This is a genomic window from Paracoccus onubensis, assembly GCF_003591515.1.
Taxonomy (GTDB): domain Bacteria; phylum Pseudomonadota; class Alphaproteobacteria; order Rhodobacterales; family Rhodobacteraceae; genus Paracoccus; species Paracoccus onubensis.
Map to the genome: position 1 here is coordinate 106,041 of NZ_QZCG01000007.1, position 17,412 is coordinate 123,452.

Genomic DNA, 17,412 nt, shown 5'->3' on the forward strand with positions numbered 1-17,412 from the left:
TGATCTGCCACGCGATCAGCCCCCGGCAACAAACGGCAATCGGTAGCTTATTGCTTCCGCGATATGCGGTGCGCGAACGTCCTGGGATTCGGCCAGATCGGCAATCGTTCGTGCACTTCGGAGGATCCGGTGATATCCGCGTGCAGTCAGTCCCAGACGCTCGGATGCGGTTCTGATCAGGCTGCGGCCCTCGCTGTCCGGACTGGCGATTTCATCGAGGATTTGTCCCGTGGCATCCGCATTGACACGCAACCCATCATGGCCTCGGAAACGCTCTGCCTGAATGGTTCGGGCACGTGCGACGCGGGCAGCTATCCGGGCGGAATTTTCGCCACTTGAAGGTAGTTCGAGATCACGGAAATGCACCGGCGGAACCTCGAGGCGCAGGTCGAACCGATCCATCAACGGCCCTGAAATCCGGCTCATATATTCGCTGCCACAGATCGGTGCGCGCGAGCAGGCCCGGTTCGCATCCGCCAGATATCCACAGCGACAGGGGTTGGCTGCCGCGACCAGCAGGAAGCGGCAGGGATAGCGGATATGGGCGTTGGCGCGGGCGATCGTGACCTCTCCGGTTTCGATCGGCTGACGCAGGGTTTCGAGCACAGGGCGGGGAAATTCCGGAAATTCGTCCATGAAGAGCACGCCGTTATGAGCCAGACTGATTTCCCCCGGCTTGGCTCCGCGTCCACCCCCGACAATCGCCGCCATCGAGGCGGTGTGATGTGGTTCGCGGAACGGCGCGAGCCGCGCAATTCCGCCGTCCTTCAGCAATCCCGCCAGCGAATGGATCATCGAGGTTTCCAAAGCTTCGGCAGGCTCAAGCGGCGGCATCAGGCTCGGCAGGCGCGAGGTCAGCATGGATTTACCCGCGCCGGGCGGTCCGACCATCAGCAGATGGTGCCGTCCTGCCGCGGCGATCTCAAGGGCGCGTTTGGCGCGTTCCTGTCCCTTCACCTCGGAAAGGCAGGCCGTCTCGGATATTTCGGTGACCATGCCGGGTTGCGCGCGCGCCAGAGGGCGACGGTCGGTCAGGTGATCGACCGCATCGCGCAGGCTCACCGGAGCAAGAACCGGGACGGAATCGACCCATGCGGCTTCGGGACCGCAGGGATATGGGCAGAGCAGGGCCCGGTCGTCTTCCGCCGCGGCCATGGCGGCGGGCAGGGCGCCTGCGACCGAGACGAGCCGCCCGTCCAATGCGAGTTCGCCCAGACAGACGCAGCGGGCGAGTTCGTCGATCGGAACGATTTCAAGCGCGGCAAGAACAGCCAGCGCAATCGGCAGATCGAAATGTGAGCCTTCTTTCGGCATATCGGCAGGAGACAGGTTTACCGTCACCCGTCTGTTCGGCATGGCGATGGAAATCGCGCTGAAGGCTGCCCTGATCCGTTCCCGGGCTTCACTGACCGCCTTGTCGGGCAGGCCGACGATGGCAAATCCCGGCAGTCCTGCCGAGACGGCGCATTGCACCTCTACCAGACGAGCCTCGATTCCTGCGAAAGCGACGGAATAGGCGGTTGCGACCATCAGATCCTCTGCGATATCCGCCTGAATGTTTAATGCAGCGGTGCTAAGGGAGGGTTAACGGACGGCTTTCCTTGCGGGGCGCGGATTGGGTCGCTATTCCTCGGCAAGGTATTCGGGGGCTGATATGACCAGCAAACGCATTCTTCTGATTATCGGCGGCGGTATCGCGGCCTACAAGATTCCTCAGCTGATCCGGCTGATCCGGGCCGAGGGCATGGCGGTGACTCCGATCCTGACGCGGGCGGGCGGGGAATTCACCACGGCGATGACAATCTCGGTGCTGGCCGGCGAAGCTGCGCATGAAGGGTTGTTCGATATTTCGACCGAAGCCGAGATCGGGCATATCCAGCTTTCGCGCAACGCGGATCTGGTGGTCGTCGCGCCAGCGACGGCTGACATGATGGCCAAGATGGCGCAAGGGCTTGCCGACGATCTGGCATCGACGCTGCTTCTGGCGACCGACAAGCGGGTCCTGATCGCGCCCGCCATGAATGTGCGCATGTGGAACCACCGGGCGACGCAGCGCAATCTCGCGTTGCTGCGGGATGACGGGATCCTGACGGTAGGTCCGGATGAGGGCGACATGGCCTGTGGTGAATTCGGCCCGGGCCGGATGGCCGAGCCCGAGGCGATCATGGCGGCAATCCGGGGGGCTTTGGATGCTCCTTTGAAACTGGCGCCGGAAACCCATGCATTGGGGCCGCTAAAAGGGCGGCATGTGATCGTGACATCCGGCCCGACGCATGAGCCGATCGATCCGGTACGATATATCGCAAACCGGTCATCTGGCGCGCAGGGCGCGGCGATTGCGGTTGCGTTGCGTGATCTGGGTGCGCGAGTCAGTTTCGTGACCGGGCCGGCGGTGGTTCCTGCCCCTGAAGGCGTCGGCGTCATCCGGGTCGAGACGGCCATGCAAATGCGTGACGCGGTCGAGGCGGCGCTTCCCGCCGAAGCCGCAGTTATGGCGGCGGCGGTGGCGGATTGGCGGGTCGTCAATTCTTCGCAGCGCAAGATGAAGAAGGATGGAACCGGGCAGCCTCCGGCATTGGAAATGGCCGAAAATCCCGACATTCTGGCATGGATCAGCAATCTGAAGGCAAAGCGGCCCTCGCTGGTTGTGGGCTTCGCCGCTGAAACCGATGACGTGATCGCCAATGCGACAGCCAAGCGTCAGCGCAAGGGCTGTGACTGGATCGTTGCGAATGATGTCAGCCCATCCACCGGCATCATGGGCGGCAGCGAAAATGCTGTGACTCTGATTCGCGCAGACGGGGTCGAGGAATGGCCGCGCATGGGCAAGGATGAGGTTGCGCGGCAGTTGGCGGCTAAAATCGCGAAGGAACTGGGATGAGCCGCGTTTACCTTGACTGGAACGCCACGACGCCTCTGCGCCCCGAGGCGCGGGCGGCAATGATCGAGGCCATGGATGTGATCGGCAATCCTTCGTCGGTACATGCCGAGGGACGGGCCGCGAAAATGCTCATGGAGCGGTCGCGCGAGCGTATCGCGGCCAGTTTGGGGGCAGAAGGGGCAGACGTGGTCTTTACCTCGGGCACGACGGAAGCCGCGGCGATGATGTTGGCGGGGCAGGGACTTCAATGCGCTCCGGTCGAACATGAGGCGGTGAAGGAGTGGTGTGATCCCTCTTTGCCGGTCGATAGTGGCGGAATCATATCCGTGCCGGATCCTGCGCGGGCGGCGGTGCAGCTTGCGAATAGCGAGACCGGCGTCATCCAGACCCTGCCCGAGGGACTGGCGGTCAGTGATCTGACACAGGCTTTCGGCAAGATTCCATTTTCTTTCAATTGGCTGGGTGCGATTTCGGGACTTATTTCCGCACATAAGCTGGGTGGTCCCAAGGGGATCGGGGCATTAATTCTGAAGAAAGGAACCGATATCGAGGCGCGGCTTCGTGGTGGCGGGCAAGAACAGGGCCGACGCGCTGGGACCGAAAATCTGATCGGTATCGCGGGCTTCGCGGCGGCGGCAGAGGCTGCCCAGCGTGATCTTGAGGCCGGGTTGTGGGATGATGTGGCCGACCGGCGCGACAGGTTGGAAGCCCGGCTGACCGGAGTTGCGACCGATGCGATCATTGTCGGAAAAGACAGCAAGCGCTTGCCGAACACGACTTGCCTCCTTACATCGGGGTGGAAGGGTGAAACGCAGGTCATGCAGATGGATCTTGCGGGATTTGCAGTGTCGGCTGGATCGGCCTGTTCTTCCGGTAAAATCCGGGCCAGCGGGACTCTTCAGGCGATGGGTTTTGACGATGCGCAGGCGCAGGCCGCGATACGGATATCGATAAGTCCTGATTTGGACGACGATCAGATGAACCGATTTGCGGATGCGTGGGAATCCGCGTATTCACGCTGGCGCGAGAGAAACGGGTGAGCAAGGGTTTGCCCAGAGGAAGGACACGAGATGAACGAGATCACCGATCTTGAAGTTCGGGAAGGCGTTGACCGGGAAACGGTTGAGACTGTCCAGAACATGGGCAGTTACAAATACGGCTGGGATACCGAGATCGAGATGGACTATGCCCCCAAGGGGCTGAATGAAGATATCGTCCGCCTGATCTCGCAGAAGAACGAAGAGCCGGAATGGATGACCGAATGGCGGCTTGAGGCCTATCGGCGTTGGGTGAGCATGAAAGAACCGAAATGGGCGATGCTTCACTATCCGAAGATCGATTTCCAGGATCAGTATTACTATGCGCGCCCGAAAAGCATGCAGGAAAAGCCGAAATCCCTGGATGAGGTCGATCCCAAGCTGTTGGCAACCTATGAAAAACTGGGCATTCCACTGAAAGAGCAGATGATTCTTGCAGGCGTCGAGGGCGCGGGCGAGGCTCCTGCCGATGGCCGGAAGGTTGCCGTCGATGCGGTTTTCGATTCGGTCAGCGTCGGTACGACCTTCAAGGATGAACTGGCCAAGGCCGGAGTGATTTTCTGCTCGATTTCCGAAGCGATCCGGGAATATCCCGATCTGGTGAAGAAATATCTCGGCTCGGTCGTTCCACAATCGGATAACTACTATGCCACGCTGAACAGTGCCGTATTCTCGGACGGTTCCTTTGTGTATGTGCCGCCCGGCGTGCATTGTCCGATGGAACTCAGCACCTATTTCCGGATCAATGCCGAAAATACCGGCCAGTTCGAGCGTACGCTGATCATTGCCGACAAGGGCGCTTATGTCAGCTATCTTGAAGGCTGCACCGCGCCCAAGCGCGATACGCATCAATTGCATGCGGCCGTGGTCGAGATTGTCATTCTGGAAGATGCCGAGGTCAAATATTCCACGGTGCAGAACTGGTTTCCCGGCGACGAGGAAGGTAAGGGCGGCATCTACAATTTCGTCACCAAGCGGGCCGATTGCCGCGAGGCGCGGGCCAAGGTGATGTGGACGCAGGTGGAAACCGGCTCGGCAATCACCTGGAAATACCCGTCCTGCATCCTGCGCGGCGACGAATCGCAGGGTGAGTTCTACTCGATCGCCATCGCCAATAATTTCCAGCAGGCGGATACCGGCACCAAGATGGTGCATCTGGGCAAGAACACCCGCTCGCGGATCGTGTCCAAGGGGATCTCGGCGGGCAAGGCGCAGAATACCTATCGCGGTCTGGTCAGCATGCATCCGCGGGCGACGAACAGCCGCAACTATACCCAATGCGACAGCCTGTTAATCGGCGATAAATGCGGGGCGCATACGGTGCCCTATATCGAAGTCAAGAACACCAGCAGCCGCGTGGAGCATGAGGCGACGACCAGCAAGGTCGATGACGATCAGCTTTTCTATTGCCGTTCGCGCGGAATGGATGAGGAAGAGGCCGTCGCGCTTGTCGTCAACGGTTTCTGCCGCGAGGTTCTGCAGGCCCTGCCCATGGAATTCGCCATGGAGGCGCAATCGCTGGTTGCCATATCGCTGGAGGGCAGCGTCGGATGATCGTAACCACCACGCAAAGCATCGACGGTCACAAGATCACCGCCTATCACGGCATTGCGACCGGAGAGACGATCATCGGTGCGAATGTCTTCCGCGATGTTTTCGCCGGAATCCGCGATATTGTCGGCGGGCGCTCGGGGGCCTATGAGACGGCTTTGGCCGAAGCGCGGCTGACCGCGCTTGCGGAAATGCAGGAATATGCGACGAGTCTTGGCGCGAATGCCGTCGTCGGGGTCGATCTCGATTACGAGGTCATCAATAATATGCTGATGGTGTCCGCTTCCGGCACCGCCGTCACCATCGACTGAGGTAAGAAATGCTGAAAATCAATAATTTGCACGTGAAACTTGAGGAAGAAGACAAGCAGATTCTCAAGGGGCTCAGCCTTGAGGTTCCGGCGGGTCAGGTCCATGCAGTCATGGGGCCGAACGGTTCGGGGAAGTCGACGCTGTCCTATGTGTTGTCGGGTCGCGATGGGTACGAGGTCACCGAGGGTGAGGCGACTCTGGACGGCAACGACCTTCTGGACATGGAGCCCGAAGAGCGTGCGGCGGCAGGTCTGTTCCTTGCATTCCAGTATCCGGTCGAGATTCCCGGCGTGGGCAATATGACCTTCCTGCGCACCGCAGTGAACGCACAGCGCAAGGCGCGCGGCGTGGCCGAGATGTCTTCGGCCGAATTTCTCAAGGCGATCCGTGCCAAAGCCTCTGAGTTGCAGATCGACGCAGAGATGCTGAAACGCCCGGTCAATGTCGGGTTTTCGGGCGGTGAGAAGAAGCGCAATGAAATCCTGCAGATGGCCATGCTGGAACCGCGCATGTGCATCATGGATGAAACCGATTCCGGCCTCGATGTGGATGCGATGCGTCTGGTGGCCGATGGTGTGAATGCGCTGCGCTCGCCCGATCGCAGCTTTCTGGTGATCACCCATTATCAGCGTCTGCTGAATCATATCCAACCCGACGTTGTGCATATCATGTCCAATGGCCGCATCGTCAAATCCGGTGGGCCGGAACTGGCGTTGCAGGTGGAAGAGGAAGGCTATGGCGATCTTCTGGCGGAGGCCGGCTGATGTCTGATACCGCCGTTCAGACAAAGGAAGTGACGCCGCAGGTCAGCGGAGCGCCGGTTGCCGCCGATGCGCTGCAGACCCGCCTTGACGCGATGCGCCTGCCTGCGGGCGGCTTTACCGCGGCGGCGCGTGCCGATGCCCTGAGGCGGCTGCGCGACATGGGGTTGCCGGGGCCGCGCGATGAATATTGGCGCTTCACCAATCCGCGCGATTTCAATGCGCCTGCTCCTGCACCGATTTCAGTCCCGGAAAAAATGCAGGATTCGCCGCTGTTTCAGGATCTCGACCGGCTGAAACTGATCTTCGTGGACGGGGAGTTTGATGCGGCTGCCTCGGATTCCCTCGCGCATGAGGGGATCGAGATCGAAATGCTGGCACAGGCGGATGAGGTGGCGGACCACTGGGCCAAGGGGATTTACGGCAGCCTCGAGGCAGCCGGTCAGAAGCCGGTCAACCGCCCCTTTGCTGCGCTTAACACGGTCGCGTCCCGGGACGGCATGCTGATCCGGGTGACGGGAAAACCGTCGAAACCCGTGCATATCGTCCACCGCCGCGCCTCGGAGGATGCGGATGTGACATGGCATCATGTCATCCGGGCCGAAGAGGGCGCGGAGCTTACGCTGCTGGAAACCGGCATGGTCGGCGCGCGCTCGAATGGCATGATCGAGGCCGATCTCGCCCGGGGCGCAAAGCTCAACTATATCGGGGCGAGACAGGCGGTTCATCAGAAGCTGGAACTGTCCCATATCTTCGCCCGGGTCGAGAGCGAAGCGCAACTGAAAGCCTTCGTGCTTTCGGTTAACGGAACCTTGATGCGGCATGAAACCATTGTGGATATCGTCGGCGATGATGCGCTTGCCCATGTTGCCGGGGCGGTGCTGGGCGACGGCAATGACGGGCCGTTCCACCATGACGACACCATCTTCATCACCCATGGAGGCCTGCGCTGCGAAAGCCGTCAGGTCTACAAGAAGGTGCTGAAGAACGGTGCGGAAGGGGTGTTTCAGGGCAAGATACTCGTGAAGCCCGGTGCGCAGAAGACCGATGGTTATCAGATCAGTCAGGCCTTGCTTCTGGATGAACACAGCCAGTTCCTGGCCAAGCCGGAACTCGAAATCTATGCGGATGACGTGGTGTGCTCGCATGGTTCGACGACCGGGGCGATTGATGAAACGGCCCTGTTCTATCTGCGCTCGCGCGGGGTTCCCAAAGAGCGTGCCATCGTGTTCCTGGTTCTGTCTTTCCTGGCGGATGCACTGGAAGAGATCGAGGATGAGGACCTGCGCGGACAGATCAGCGATCGGTTGGAAGCTTGGCTGACCCGGCACGAAAATCAGTGACGACCGGGGGGGTGAGGGCAGGCGGAGGCATGCTGCCCCGCATCCTGCAAAGCTGGTGGTCCCCCCGCCTTGTTGTGCGGGGGCTGGCCGATATGCCCGAGCGGGTGAAGCTGGTGGTATTGATGCTGGCAATGCTGATCTTTCTGGTTGCACAGGCGCCGATGCACGCCCGTGCCGCCGAACTTGATCCTTCGGTTCCGTTCGAGGCCCGGATGGGCGGCTCATTGCTTGCGGTCATGTTCCTGATGCCGCTGATTGCCTATGCGATTGCTGGTGTCGTCTCATTGCTCTCGCGCGTCACGCCCTGGCCGCTGGATCAGGGCAGGTCTCGTCTGGCACTGTTCTGGGCGCTTCTGGCGGCCGCGCCGGCGGTGCTGCTGGCCGGTCTTGTTGCGGGGCTGATCGGGCAGGGGCCTGCGCTGACCCTGACACGCGCATTTTCGGGCATCGGTTTCCTGATGATCTGGGGCGCCGGAATCTCTGCACTGGCGAGGCAAGCATGACGTTTGACGATTTCAAAGCTCTGGTGAGCCTGACTTTCCGGGATCCGGCGACCGCTGCGCGTTCCCTGATCGCGATGAACTGGCCGCTTTCCGTTCGCTGGATGGGATTGTTTCTGGCGGTCTCGGTATCTGCATTGCTGGCCTGGCTGTCATCGCAATTATTCCCGATTCCCGAAGCTGAAGACATGCCGGTTCTGTCGCTGACGGCCCAACCGCTGGTTCTGGCCGTCATCCAGCTTTTCGCGATCGTGCTGGCTGCGTCGCTCATGACCGGGGTGGGGCGGATATTCGGCGGACGGGGTTCCTTCGAGGACGCCTTGCTGCTGACTGTCTGGATTGAAATCGTGCTTCTGCTGGTTCAGGTTGTGCAGGTCGCCACGTCTCTGATCCTTCCCGGATTGTCTGGAATACTGGGCGTGCTTGCCATCGTGCTGTTCTTCTGGCTGACCGTTCAGTTCACCAAGACGCTGCACGGCTTCACCAGCGGGGGCAAGGTCCTGCTGGGCCTGATCGGCACCGCTTTCGTAACGGGATTCGTCCTTTCGATCATCGCCGCGAGTTTCGGCCTGCTGCCCGAGGTACCGCAATGAGTTTCGATCTTGCAAGGATCCGCGCCGATTTCCCGATCCTGTCGCGGCAGGTCAATGGCAAGCCTCTGGTCTATCTGGACAATGGTGCAAGCGCGCAAAAGCCGCGTCAGGTGATCGAGGCTGTGACCCATGCCTATGAGGCGGAATATTCGAATGTCCATCGCGGGCTGCATTACCTGTCGAACCTCGCGACGGATAATTACGAGCGGGTGCGTGCGATCATCGCCCGGTTCCTGAATGCCCCGCGCGAGGATGAGATAATATTTACCTCGGGTGCCACCGAAGGGATCAATCTGGTCAGCTATGGCTGGGCTGCGCCACGTCTTCAGCCGGGCGATGAGATCGTGCTGTCGGTGCTTGAACATCACGCGAATATCGTGCCGTGGCATTTCCTGCGCGAACGTCAGGGTGTGGTTCTGAAATGGGTCGAACCCGAGCCGGATGGCAGTCTGCCGCCTGCCAAGGTGCTTGAGGCCGTCGGTCCGAAGACCCGGTTGATTGCTGTGACCCATATGTCGAACGTGACCGGTACCATTGTCGATGTCGGTGCGATTGCGCGGGGGACCGATGTGCCGGTGCTGGTCGATGGCTCTCAGGCGGCGGTGCATCTGCCGGTTGATCTTTCGGCGCTTGGGGTCGATTTCTACTGTATCACCGGGCATAAGCTTTATGGCCCTTCGGGATCGGGCGCGATCTGGATTCGTGATACACGACAGGCGGAGATGCGTCCCTTCATGGGCGGCGGTGACATGATCCGTACCGTCGCGAGGGATGAGGTGACCTATGCCGATCCGCCCCTGCGGTTCGAGGCGGGCACCCCCGGTATCGTCAACCAGATCGGACTGGGCGCAGCGCTTGAATATCTGATGGATATCGGGATGGAGGCGATCTCGGCGCATGAACGCGTGCTGCGCGACCATGCCCGCGACCGGCTGCGGGCATTGAACTGGCTGAATGTGCAGGGTGATGCGCCGGATAAGGGCGCGATCTTCTCGATGACGATGGACGGGGCGCATGCGCATGACATGTCGACCATTCTCGATAAGCGCGGGATCGCTGTGCGGGCGGGGACGCATTGCGCCATGCCGCTGATGGAGTTCTATGGAATCAATGCAAGCGCACGGGCATCCTTCGGCATGTATAATACGGTCGAGGAAGTGGATGCTCTGATCGAAGCTTTGACCTTTTGCCGCGAACTTTTCGCCTGAATCTTGCAAATATTTTGGTAAATGCCAAAGATTGTCTGTTAATTCTTGCTGCAGACAGCAGGATTCTGCATCCCTGAAAGCCAAGCATTTTCGTAATCGCTATGCCGGTCCCGCGTTGCGGCATACGGTGAACGCGAGTCGGCAAGGAGGCAGATATGGCGGAGATTCTGGTTCTGGGCGCAGGCATGATTGGCGTCAGTACCGCGCTGGCCCTGCAAGAGCGTGGGCATGAGGTCACCATTATCGACCGCAACGCGCCGGGGCGTGAGACCAGCTATGGCAATGCCGGGCTGATCCAGACCGAAGCGGTCGAGCCTTATGCGATGCCTCTGGCTCCCGGTGCGCTTTTGCAGATTGCGCTGGGCCGTGGATATGACGTGAAGTGGAATATTCCGGGGCTGCTGGATCAGGCATGGGCGGTGCTGGCCTATGCGCGCAATTCGCTGCCTGCCGCTCATAAGCGTGCCTCGCATGTCTGGGGCAAGCTGATCCGGCAATCGACCGAGCGTCATGCGCCGTTGGTCGCGGCGGCAGGGGCGGATAACATCATTCGCAGGAACGGTTATATCGAGTTGCACCGGACTCCGGCCCTCATGGATAAGGCGCTGGCTGCGGCGGAACGATTCAAGACCGAATTCGGAGTCGAGGCAGTGCTGCTGGATGGCAAGCAGCTTCGCACGCTGGAACCTTCGGTCAAGATCGAGGTTACCGGGGCAACCCATTGGTCCGACAGCTGGAATTGTTCTGATCCCGGCGGGCTCGTGGCTGCTTATGCGGCGCTGTTCCAGAAGCGTGGCGGGCGGATCCTGAATGGCGATGCGGGCGATCTGCATCGCAAAGGGGCAGCATGGGTTGCCGATGAGGCCGAAGGTGAGCATGCAGTGGTCGCCCTTGGTCCGTGGTCACCGATGATGCTGGCCCGTTACGGGCTGAAAGTGCCGATGGTCTACAAGCGCGGTTATCACCGGCATTACCATATGGAGACGCCCCCACATCATCCGATTGCGGATTTCGCGAATTCCATGGTGACATCGCCGATGCGCCGGGGCCTGCGGATCGCTACGGCTGCGGAATTGACCCGCCATCCGCGACTGGTGCCTCCGCAGTTGAAACATGCCGAGGAAGGCGCGCGGGAGCTGTTCGATATCGGTGATCCGGTCGAGGCGGAACCCTGGACGGGGCGGCGGCCCTGTATGCCGGATATGCTGCCGGTGGTGGGGCGTGTGCCGGAACAGCCGAATTTATGGGCGCATTTCGGGCATGGGCATCAGGGCTTCACGCTTGGACCGGTGACGGCTGAAATCCTTGCGGATGAGATGGATGGTGGCGAGGGCTGGGCTGCATTGAAGCCGGATCGTCTGAAACGGTGATCCTGAAGCCGGGGCCCGGCCCCGGACCGCGGGATATTGGGGTGAGGAAGAAAGGGATTCCTGCTGATGACGGTTTCTGTCAGCAGGGGCGGTTGACTTTCGCGCGTCAGTTCTCACCTTGAGGGATGACCCGGACAGGACTTGGCTGATGGCCCATAACAACACCAACGCGCCAATCGCGCGCGTACCCGAAGTCACCCGCCCCAAGCTGGAAGGCGGCAAGCGCTTCGTCATGAATAGCGAGTTTCAACCGGCAGGCGATCAGCCGACTGCAATCGCGGAACTGGCGGAGGGTGTCGAAACGGGGGAGCGTGATCAGGTTCTTCTGGGCGCGACGGGTACCGGCAAGACCTATACGATGGCGAAGGTGATCGAACAGACTCAGCGTCCGGCCATCATTCTTGCGCCGAACAAGACGCTGGCGGCGCAGCTTTACGGCGAATTCAAAGGGTTTTTCCCCGATAACGCGGTTGAGTATTTCGTAAGTTATTACGATTACTACCAGCCCGAAGCCTATGTGGCGCGCAGCGATACCTATATCGAGAAGGAATCGCAGATCAACGAGGCCATCGACCGGATGCGCCATTCGGCCACCCGCGCGCTTCTGGAACGGGATGATGTGATCATCGTGGCATCTGTATCCTGTATCTACGGTATCGGCTCGGTCGAGACCTATTCGGCGATGACGCAGGATATGATCGTCGGCGACAGCTACGATCAGCGGGAGTTTCTGGGGCAGCTTGTCGCGCAGCAATATCGCCGCCTTGATGGCAGTTTCCAGCGCGGTGGTTTTCGGGTGCGTGGCGATATCGTCGAGGTCTGGCCCGCCCACCTTGAAGACCGCGCATGGCGTTTCGATTTCTTTGGCAACGAGCTGGAGGCGATTACCGAATTCGACCCTTTGACCGGCGCCAAGACCGATAATTTCCGCCAGATCCGGATTTATGCGAATAGCCACTATGTCACACCCCGGCCAACCATGCAGCAGGCGATCAAGGGCATCCGTCAGGAGTTGATCCTGCGTCTGCAGCAGTTTCAGGAGGAAGGGAAGCTGCTGGAGGCGCAACGGCTGGAACAGCGGACGAATTTCGATCTGGAGATGCTGGAGGCCACCGGGGTCTGCAACGGGATCGAGAATTACAGCCGCTATCTGACAGGTAGGGCGCCGGGTGAGCCTCCGCCCACGCTTTTCGAGTTTATCCCGGATAACGCCATTGTTTTCGCGGATGAATCTCATGTGTCTGTGCCGCAGATCGGCGGGATGTACCGGGGTGACTACCGTCGCAAATCGGTGCTGGCTGAACATGGTTTTCGCTTGCTGTCCTGCACCGATAACCGGCCGCTGAAATTCGAGGAATGGGACGCGATGCGGCCCCAATCCGTCTTTGTCAGTGCCACGCCTCAGAGATGGGAACTGGACCAGACCGGCGGCGTGTTCACCGAGCAGATCATTCGCCCCACCGGCCTGCTGGATCCGCAGATCGAAATACGCCCGGTCGAGATGCAGGTCGACGATCTGCTGGACGAGGTGCGCAAGGTCACCGCGCAGGGCTATCGCACGCTTTGCACTACATTGACCAAGCGCATGGCCGAGGACCTGACCGAATATCTGCACGAACAGGGGATCAAGGTCCGCTATATGCACAGCGATATCGACACGATCGAGCGGATCGAGATTCTGCGCGACCTGCGTCTTGGGGCGTTCGACGTGCTGATCGGGATCAACCTGCTGCGTGAAGGGCTGGATATCCCGGAATGCGGTCTTGTCGCCATTCTGGATGCGGATAAGGAAGGTTTCCTGCGTTCCGAGACCTCGCTGGTCCAGACCATCGGGCGGGCGGCGCGGAACGCTGATGGCCGGGTCATCATGTATGCCGATCGCATCACTGGCAGCATGGAGCGCGCCATCGCCGAAACCGACCGTCGTCGCATCAAGCAGATGGCGTATAACGAAGAACATGGCATCACGCCGCAAACGGTCCGCAAGAATGTCGAGGACGTTCTGGCCGGGCTGTGGCGGGGTGATACCGATGAATCGCGCATCACCGCCAAGGTGGACATGCCGCTTGTCGGGGCAAATCTTCAGGCGCATCTGGACGGGCTGCGTGCGCAGATGCGCGAGGCTGCAGAGAATCTGGAATTCGAGGAGGCCGCAAGGCTGCGCGACGAGGTCAAGCGATTGGAAGCCGTGGATCTGGCGGTGGCCGATGATCCCCTGGCCCGTCAATCGGCGGTCGAAGCGGCGGCGGAAGCTGCCGTCAATGCCTCGGGGCGTTCGACCGGCGGCAGGGCCGGGCAGCGTGGCGGGAATAAGCGGCGCAAACGGAGATAGGGCGGATCCATTCGGCCGTCTAATTGAGTGGTCATGCAAACAAGGCGTTTGCCTCGCCAATGGACCGCATTCTGTCCAAACCGAGCGGTTATTCCCCGCCAGCGTCCGGCCTCGCTGAATCTCAGCCGCAATAAGCCTTTTCGATCCAGCCCTTGTCATCCACGATGATATTCAGCCTTTCCGGGTTGAAATCCATCGTTGCGGGATCGCCGTCCTGCATCACGCGCTTGACGAGCTTGGGCGGCAAGGTCACCTCGCCGATATTCTTGCCGATCAGGCTTTGATGAAGCTCGGCGTCGCAGGTTGGTTTGGCTTCTACCGTTTCTTGCGTACATGCGCCTAGAATGACGCCTGCCGCGATCAGCGGGAAAATTCGGGTTGCGCACATGGGATTACCTCCTGTCATCACGAGAGAACGCATGAATCCCGAAGCTGTTCCCGCCCCGGTTGATCTCGCAGACGGAAATATGCCGCACATCCAGTGAAGCCGTGACAATTCGTGGTAATGCGCTACCCTTTCCGGGCGCCACATGATCAAGGAGAAGCCGAAATGCCGTTCGAATCCACCGCCCCTGCCGTTCCGACCGTCCTTGCCGAAGACGATCACACAAAGATCACACGCTGGGATTTTGCGCCCGGTGCGACGACCGGATGGCATGAACATGAAATGGATTACGCGGTCGTGATCCTGACGGATTCCATTATGGCCTATGAGGCGGATGGCGAGGTAACCGAGAAACCCGTGAAGATTGGCGACAGCTATCTTCGACCGAAAGGCGTGCAGCATGATGTCAGGAACGCGGGACCGGGACCGCTTTCCTTCATCGAGATCGAAATGAAGCGGGCTGCAAGCACCCCGGAAGAATAGATGATTGCCCCCGGAAGGACAGAAGCGCATAGGGGCTTGATCACGCGCCCGGCTTTGGCGATAACTCGGGCGGTTCAAGTGTAAGGAATTCCGCCATGCGTGTCCGCATTTATCAGCCCGCCCGCAACGCCATGCAATCCGGCACTGCGCGCAGCAAGAACTGGGTGCTGGAATACCCGCCCGCCGATCCGCGCGAAATCGATCCGCTGATGGGCTGGACCAGCAGCGACGACACGCAATCGCAAGTCCGCCTGCGCTTCGAGACTCGTAAACAGGCTGAAGATTACGCTAAAGAGCGCGGGTTGGATTACGTCGTGCAGGAACCTCATAAGCGTGCGCAGAATATCCGCCCTCGCGGCTATGGCGAGAATTTCGCGACTGACAGGCGTGGTCCCTGGACGCATTGATTTTGTCCGGATCGCAGCAGCAATCCTGCGGATTACCCGGTCACATGGGTTCTGTGCGCCGGCGGCTCTTCTCGAAACGGCTCTAAATGGGCCAAGCGATGTAACTCATTTGCCTATCCTTGGGAAGTAAACAGCCTTTGACTCTGCCGGGGCTGGGCTGTAGGGCTACGGATCGGCTGTTCTGGATGGTGCGCGGATGGTGGGCCGCGTGCGGGCAGGACCGGGCCGTCAACCCGGGCCAAGAGCCCATTCTAGGCAGAACGAATGACCCAAAACGAGATTGCTGCGCCATTGGCCGCAGCGTTGGCCGAACGAGGCTATGAAACCCTGACCGCCGTGCAGCAGGCGATGCTGAAACCGGATGCACGGGGGCGCGACCTTCTGGTTTCCGCGCAGACAGGTTCTGGCAAGACCGTCGCCTTTGGCATTGCCGCCGCGGAGGATCTGCTGTGTGACGGCGACAGCTTTACCGAGGGCACGGCTCCGCTTGCGCTTGCCATTGCACCCACGCGCGAACTGGCATTGCAGGTGGCGGCGGAACTGAGCTGGCTTTATGCCGCGACCGGCGCGCGTATCGCGACTTGTGTCGGCGGCATGGATTACCGGACCGAGCGCCGGGCGCTGGCCCGCGGGGCGCAGATCGTGGTCGGCACTCCGGGCCGCCTGCGCGACCATATCGATCGCGGCGGCCTCGATTTGTCGGATCTGCGCGTCGCGGTGCTGGACGAGGCGGATGAAATGCTGGATCTCGGTTTTCGCGAGGATCTGGAGTTTATTCTGCAGGCCGCACCTGAAACTCGCCGAACCTTGATGTTCTCGGCCACGGTGCCCGCGGCTATCGAGAAACTGGCGCGGGATTTCCAGCAGAATTCCCTGCGCGTGACGGCGATGGGCGAGGCGCGGCAGCATGGCGATATTGCCTATCGGGCACTGTCGATCGCGAACCGGGATCGTGAGAATGCGATTTTCAACCTGTTGCGGTTCTACGAGGCGCGGACCGCCATCGTGTTCTGCAAGACGCGGGCCAATGTAAGCCATCTGCTGGCGCGAATGGGTAATCGTGGGTTTCGTGTCGTGGCGTTGTCAGGTGAACTCTCTCAACAGGAACGGACCCATGCGCTGCAAGCCCTGCGGGATGGACGGGCGCGGGTCTGTATCGCCACCGACGTGGCAGCGCGGGGGATAGACCTGCCGGGACTGGAACTGGTCATCCATGCCGATTTGCCAAGCAATTCCGAAACCCTGCTTCATCGCTCCGGGCGTACGGGGCGTGCCGGTGCCAAGGGCGTGTCTGCACTGATCGTCACACCGGCGGATTACAAAAAGGCGCAGCGCCTGTTACAGGGCGCCAAGGTTGTTGCCGAATGGGGCGCGGCGCCATCCGCCGAAGAGGTCAGTGCAAGGGATGACGTGCGGATGCTGGATCACCCAGCACTGACTGCCAGGCTGGACGATATGACCATTGCCCAGGACCTGCTGGACCGTGTCGGACCCGAGCAGATCGCGGCTGCCTTTGTTCAGCTTTGGCGGGAAGGACGTCCGCCACCCGAGGAACTGACGGACAGCGCCCCGCATTCGGCTGCTGCACCCCGCGCTCCACGCGAATTCGGCACTTCGGTCTGGTTTGCGCTGTCGGTCGGCCATACCGGCCGGGCCGAGGCTCGCTGGATTCTGCCCAAGATCTGCGAGGCGGGCGGCATTACCCGCGATGCGATCGGCGCCATCCGTGTGCGTGACGAGGAAACCTATGTTCAGATCGCCACTGCCGATGCTCCGCGCTTCGGGGAGATGATCGAGATTGAGCAGGGTCTGATGATGCGCCGGTTGAAAGGCGAACCATCGCTTGATCAGAAGCCGGAACGGCATCCGGTCCGGAAGATTGCGAAACCCGCCGCTGACAAGCCTTCTAGAGCTCAAAAAGCTGCGGCGACGCCCGCGGCGGACCTTCCCGCCAAGCCTGCCCGTGCGTGGTCGCCTACGGATACCGATGTCGCACCGATATCTGTCGAGACACCCCGTAAAAAACCGCGCTGGAGTGCTGCGCAAAAGGCAGCCAAGGGCAAGAAAGGTCGTACGGAACCGGCACGCGACAGCAAACCGGCTGCGCCCAAAGCCAAAGCCCGGACCAGCGGAAAGCCTTCTGGCAAACCTGCCGGAAAAACCAAAGGCAAGCATGCGCCGTCCCGACGCCCAGATGGCGGCAATGCGCCACCGCGGCGCCCCAGAACCCGAGGCTGAGCAGCTTGTTTG

The 17,412-nt window shown here is 60.6% G+C and carries 16 protein-coding genes; 14 read left to right on the plus strand and 2 right to left on the minus strand.

Going from position 1 to position 17,412, the window contains the following annotated elements:
- Window positions 1–15: 15 nt before the first annotated feature.
- Window positions 16–1,530: a YifB family Mg chelatase-like AAA ATPase gene (locus D3P04_RS11450; RefSeq protein WP_119748948.1), complete on the minus strand. Its 1,515-nt coding sequence runs from the start codon at window positions 1,528–1,530 to the stop codon at window positions 16–18.
- A 124-nt stretch (window positions 1,531–1,654) separates the two neighbouring features.
- Here D3P04_RS11450 and coaBC point away from each other — a divergent pair, with 124 nt between their 5' ends.
- The 11 genes from coaBC to uvrB all read left to right on the plus strand — a co-directional run bounded on the left by coaBC (window position 1,655) and on the right by uvrB (window position 13,887).
- Window positions 1,655–2,881: a bifunctional phosphopantothenoylcysteine decarboxylase/phosphopantothenate--cysteine ligase CoaBC gene (gene coaBC / locus D3P04_RS11455; RefSeq protein WP_119748950.1), complete on the plus strand. Its 1,227-nt coding sequence runs from the start codon at window positions 1,655–1,657 to the stop codon at window positions 2,879–2,881.
- The gene (locus D3P04_RS11460) at window positions 2,878–3,921 is read left to right on the plus strand and encodes a cysteine desulfurase family protein (protein WP_119748952.1); all 1,044 of its coding nucleotides are present in this window, start codon (window positions 2,878–2,880) and stop codon (window positions 3,919–3,921) included. Before coaBC ends, D3P04_RS11460 begins: the two co-directional genes overlap by 4 nt.
- A 30-nt stretch (window positions 3,922–3,951) precedes the next feature.
- Window positions 3,952–5,472: a Fe-S cluster assembly protein SufB gene (gene sufB, locus D3P04_RS11465; protein WP_119748954.1), complete on the plus strand. Its 1,521-nt coding sequence runs from the start codon at window positions 3,952–3,954 to the stop codon at window positions 5,470–5,472.
- Window positions 5,469–5,780 carry a heavy metal-binding domain-containing protein gene (locus D3P04_RS11470; RefSeq protein ID WP_119748956.1) on the plus strand — a complete coding sequence of 104 codons (312 nt, stop codon included), beginning with the start codon at window positions 5,469–5,471 and terminating at the stop codon, window positions 5,778–5,780. Before sufB ends, D3P04_RS11470 begins: the two co-directional genes overlap by 4 nt.
- Before the next feature lie 8 nt (window positions 5,781–5,788).
- On the plus strand, window positions 5,789–6,544 hold the full coding sequence (gene sufC / locus D3P04_RS11475; protein WP_119748958.1) for a Fe-S cluster assembly ATPase SufC: 756 nt from the start codon (window positions 5,789–5,791) through the stop codon (window positions 6,542–6,544).
- Window positions 6,544–7,884, plus strand: a complete 1,341-nt coding sequence (locus D3P04_RS11480) for a SufB/SufD family protein (RefSeq protein WP_119748960.1) — start codon at window positions 6,544–6,546, stop codon at window positions 7,882–7,884. The genes sufC and D3P04_RS11480 overlap by 1 nt, the downstream gene beginning before the upstream one ends.
- Before the next feature lie 29 nt (window positions 7,885–7,913).
- The gene (locus tag D3P04_RS11485) at window positions 7,914–8,387 is read left to right on the plus strand and encodes a hypothetical protein (RefSeq protein WP_119748962.1); all 474 of its coding nucleotides are present in this window, start codon (window positions 7,914–7,916) and stop codon (window positions 8,385–8,387) included.
- The gene (locus D3P04_RS11490) at window positions 8,384–8,977 is read left to right on the plus strand and encodes a Yip1 family protein (protein ID WP_119748964.1); all 594 of its coding nucleotides are present in this window, start codon (window positions 8,384–8,386) and stop codon (window positions 8,975–8,977) included. Before D3P04_RS11485 ends, D3P04_RS11490 begins: the two co-directional genes overlap by 4 nt.
- Window positions 8,974–10,185, plus strand: coding sequence for a cysteine desulfurase (locus D3P04_RS11495; RefSeq protein WP_119748966.1), 1,212 nt, complete (start codon window positions 8,974–8,976; stop codon window positions 10,183–10,185). Before D3P04_RS11490 ends, D3P04_RS11495 begins: the two co-directional genes overlap by 4 nt.
- Before the next feature lie 155 nt (window positions 10,186–10,340).
- Entirely contained in the window at window positions 10,341–11,555 is a 1,215-nt protein-coding gene (locus tag D3P04_RS11500) for an NAD(P)/FAD-dependent oxidoreductase (protein WP_119748968.1), read from the plus strand.
- Between the two features lie 148 nt (window positions 11,556–11,703).
- Window positions 11,704–13,887 (plus strand): excinuclease ABC subunit UvrB, encoded by a 2,184-nt coding sequence (gene uvrB, locus D3P04_RS11505; protein WP_119748970.1) that lies wholly within the window; start codon window positions 11,704–11,706, stop codon window positions 13,885–13,887.
- A gap of 121 nt (window positions 13,888–14,008) precedes the next feature.
- On the opposite strand, the gene D3P04_RS23350 is transcribed toward uvrB, so the two are convergent.
- Window positions 14,009–14,275, minus strand: coding sequence for an I78 family peptidase inhibitor (locus D3P04_RS23350; protein WP_182912820.1), 267 nt, complete (start codon window positions 14,273–14,275; stop codon window positions 14,009–14,011).
- Between the two features lie 162 nt (window positions 14,276–14,437).
- Between D3P04_RS23350 and D3P04_RS11515 the strand changes: the two genes are divergently transcribed.
- The 3 genes from D3P04_RS11515 to D3P04_RS11525 all read left to right on the plus strand — a co-directional run bounded on the left by D3P04_RS11515 (window position 14,438) and on the right by D3P04_RS11525 (window position 17,400).
- Window positions 14,438–14,755 carry a cupin domain-containing protein gene (locus D3P04_RS11515; protein ID WP_119748972.1) on the plus strand — a complete coding sequence of 106 codons (318 nt, stop codon included), beginning with the start codon at window positions 14,438–14,440 and terminating at the stop codon, window positions 14,753–14,755.
- Window positions 14,756–14,850: 95 nt separating this feature from the next.
- Entirely contained in the window at window positions 14,851–15,162 is a 312-nt protein-coding gene (locus tag D3P04_RS11520; protein ID WP_119748974.1) for an ETC complex I subunit, read from the plus strand.
- Window positions 15,163–15,426: 264 nt separating this feature from the next.
- Window positions 15,427–17,400 carry a DEAD/DEAH box helicase gene (locus D3P04_RS11525; protein ID WP_119748976.1) on the plus strand — a complete coding sequence of 658 codons (1,974 nt, stop codon included), beginning with the start codon at window positions 15,427–15,429 and terminating at the stop codon, window positions 17,398–17,400.
- The last annotated feature ends 12 nt before the right edge of the window (window positions 17,401–17,412 follow it).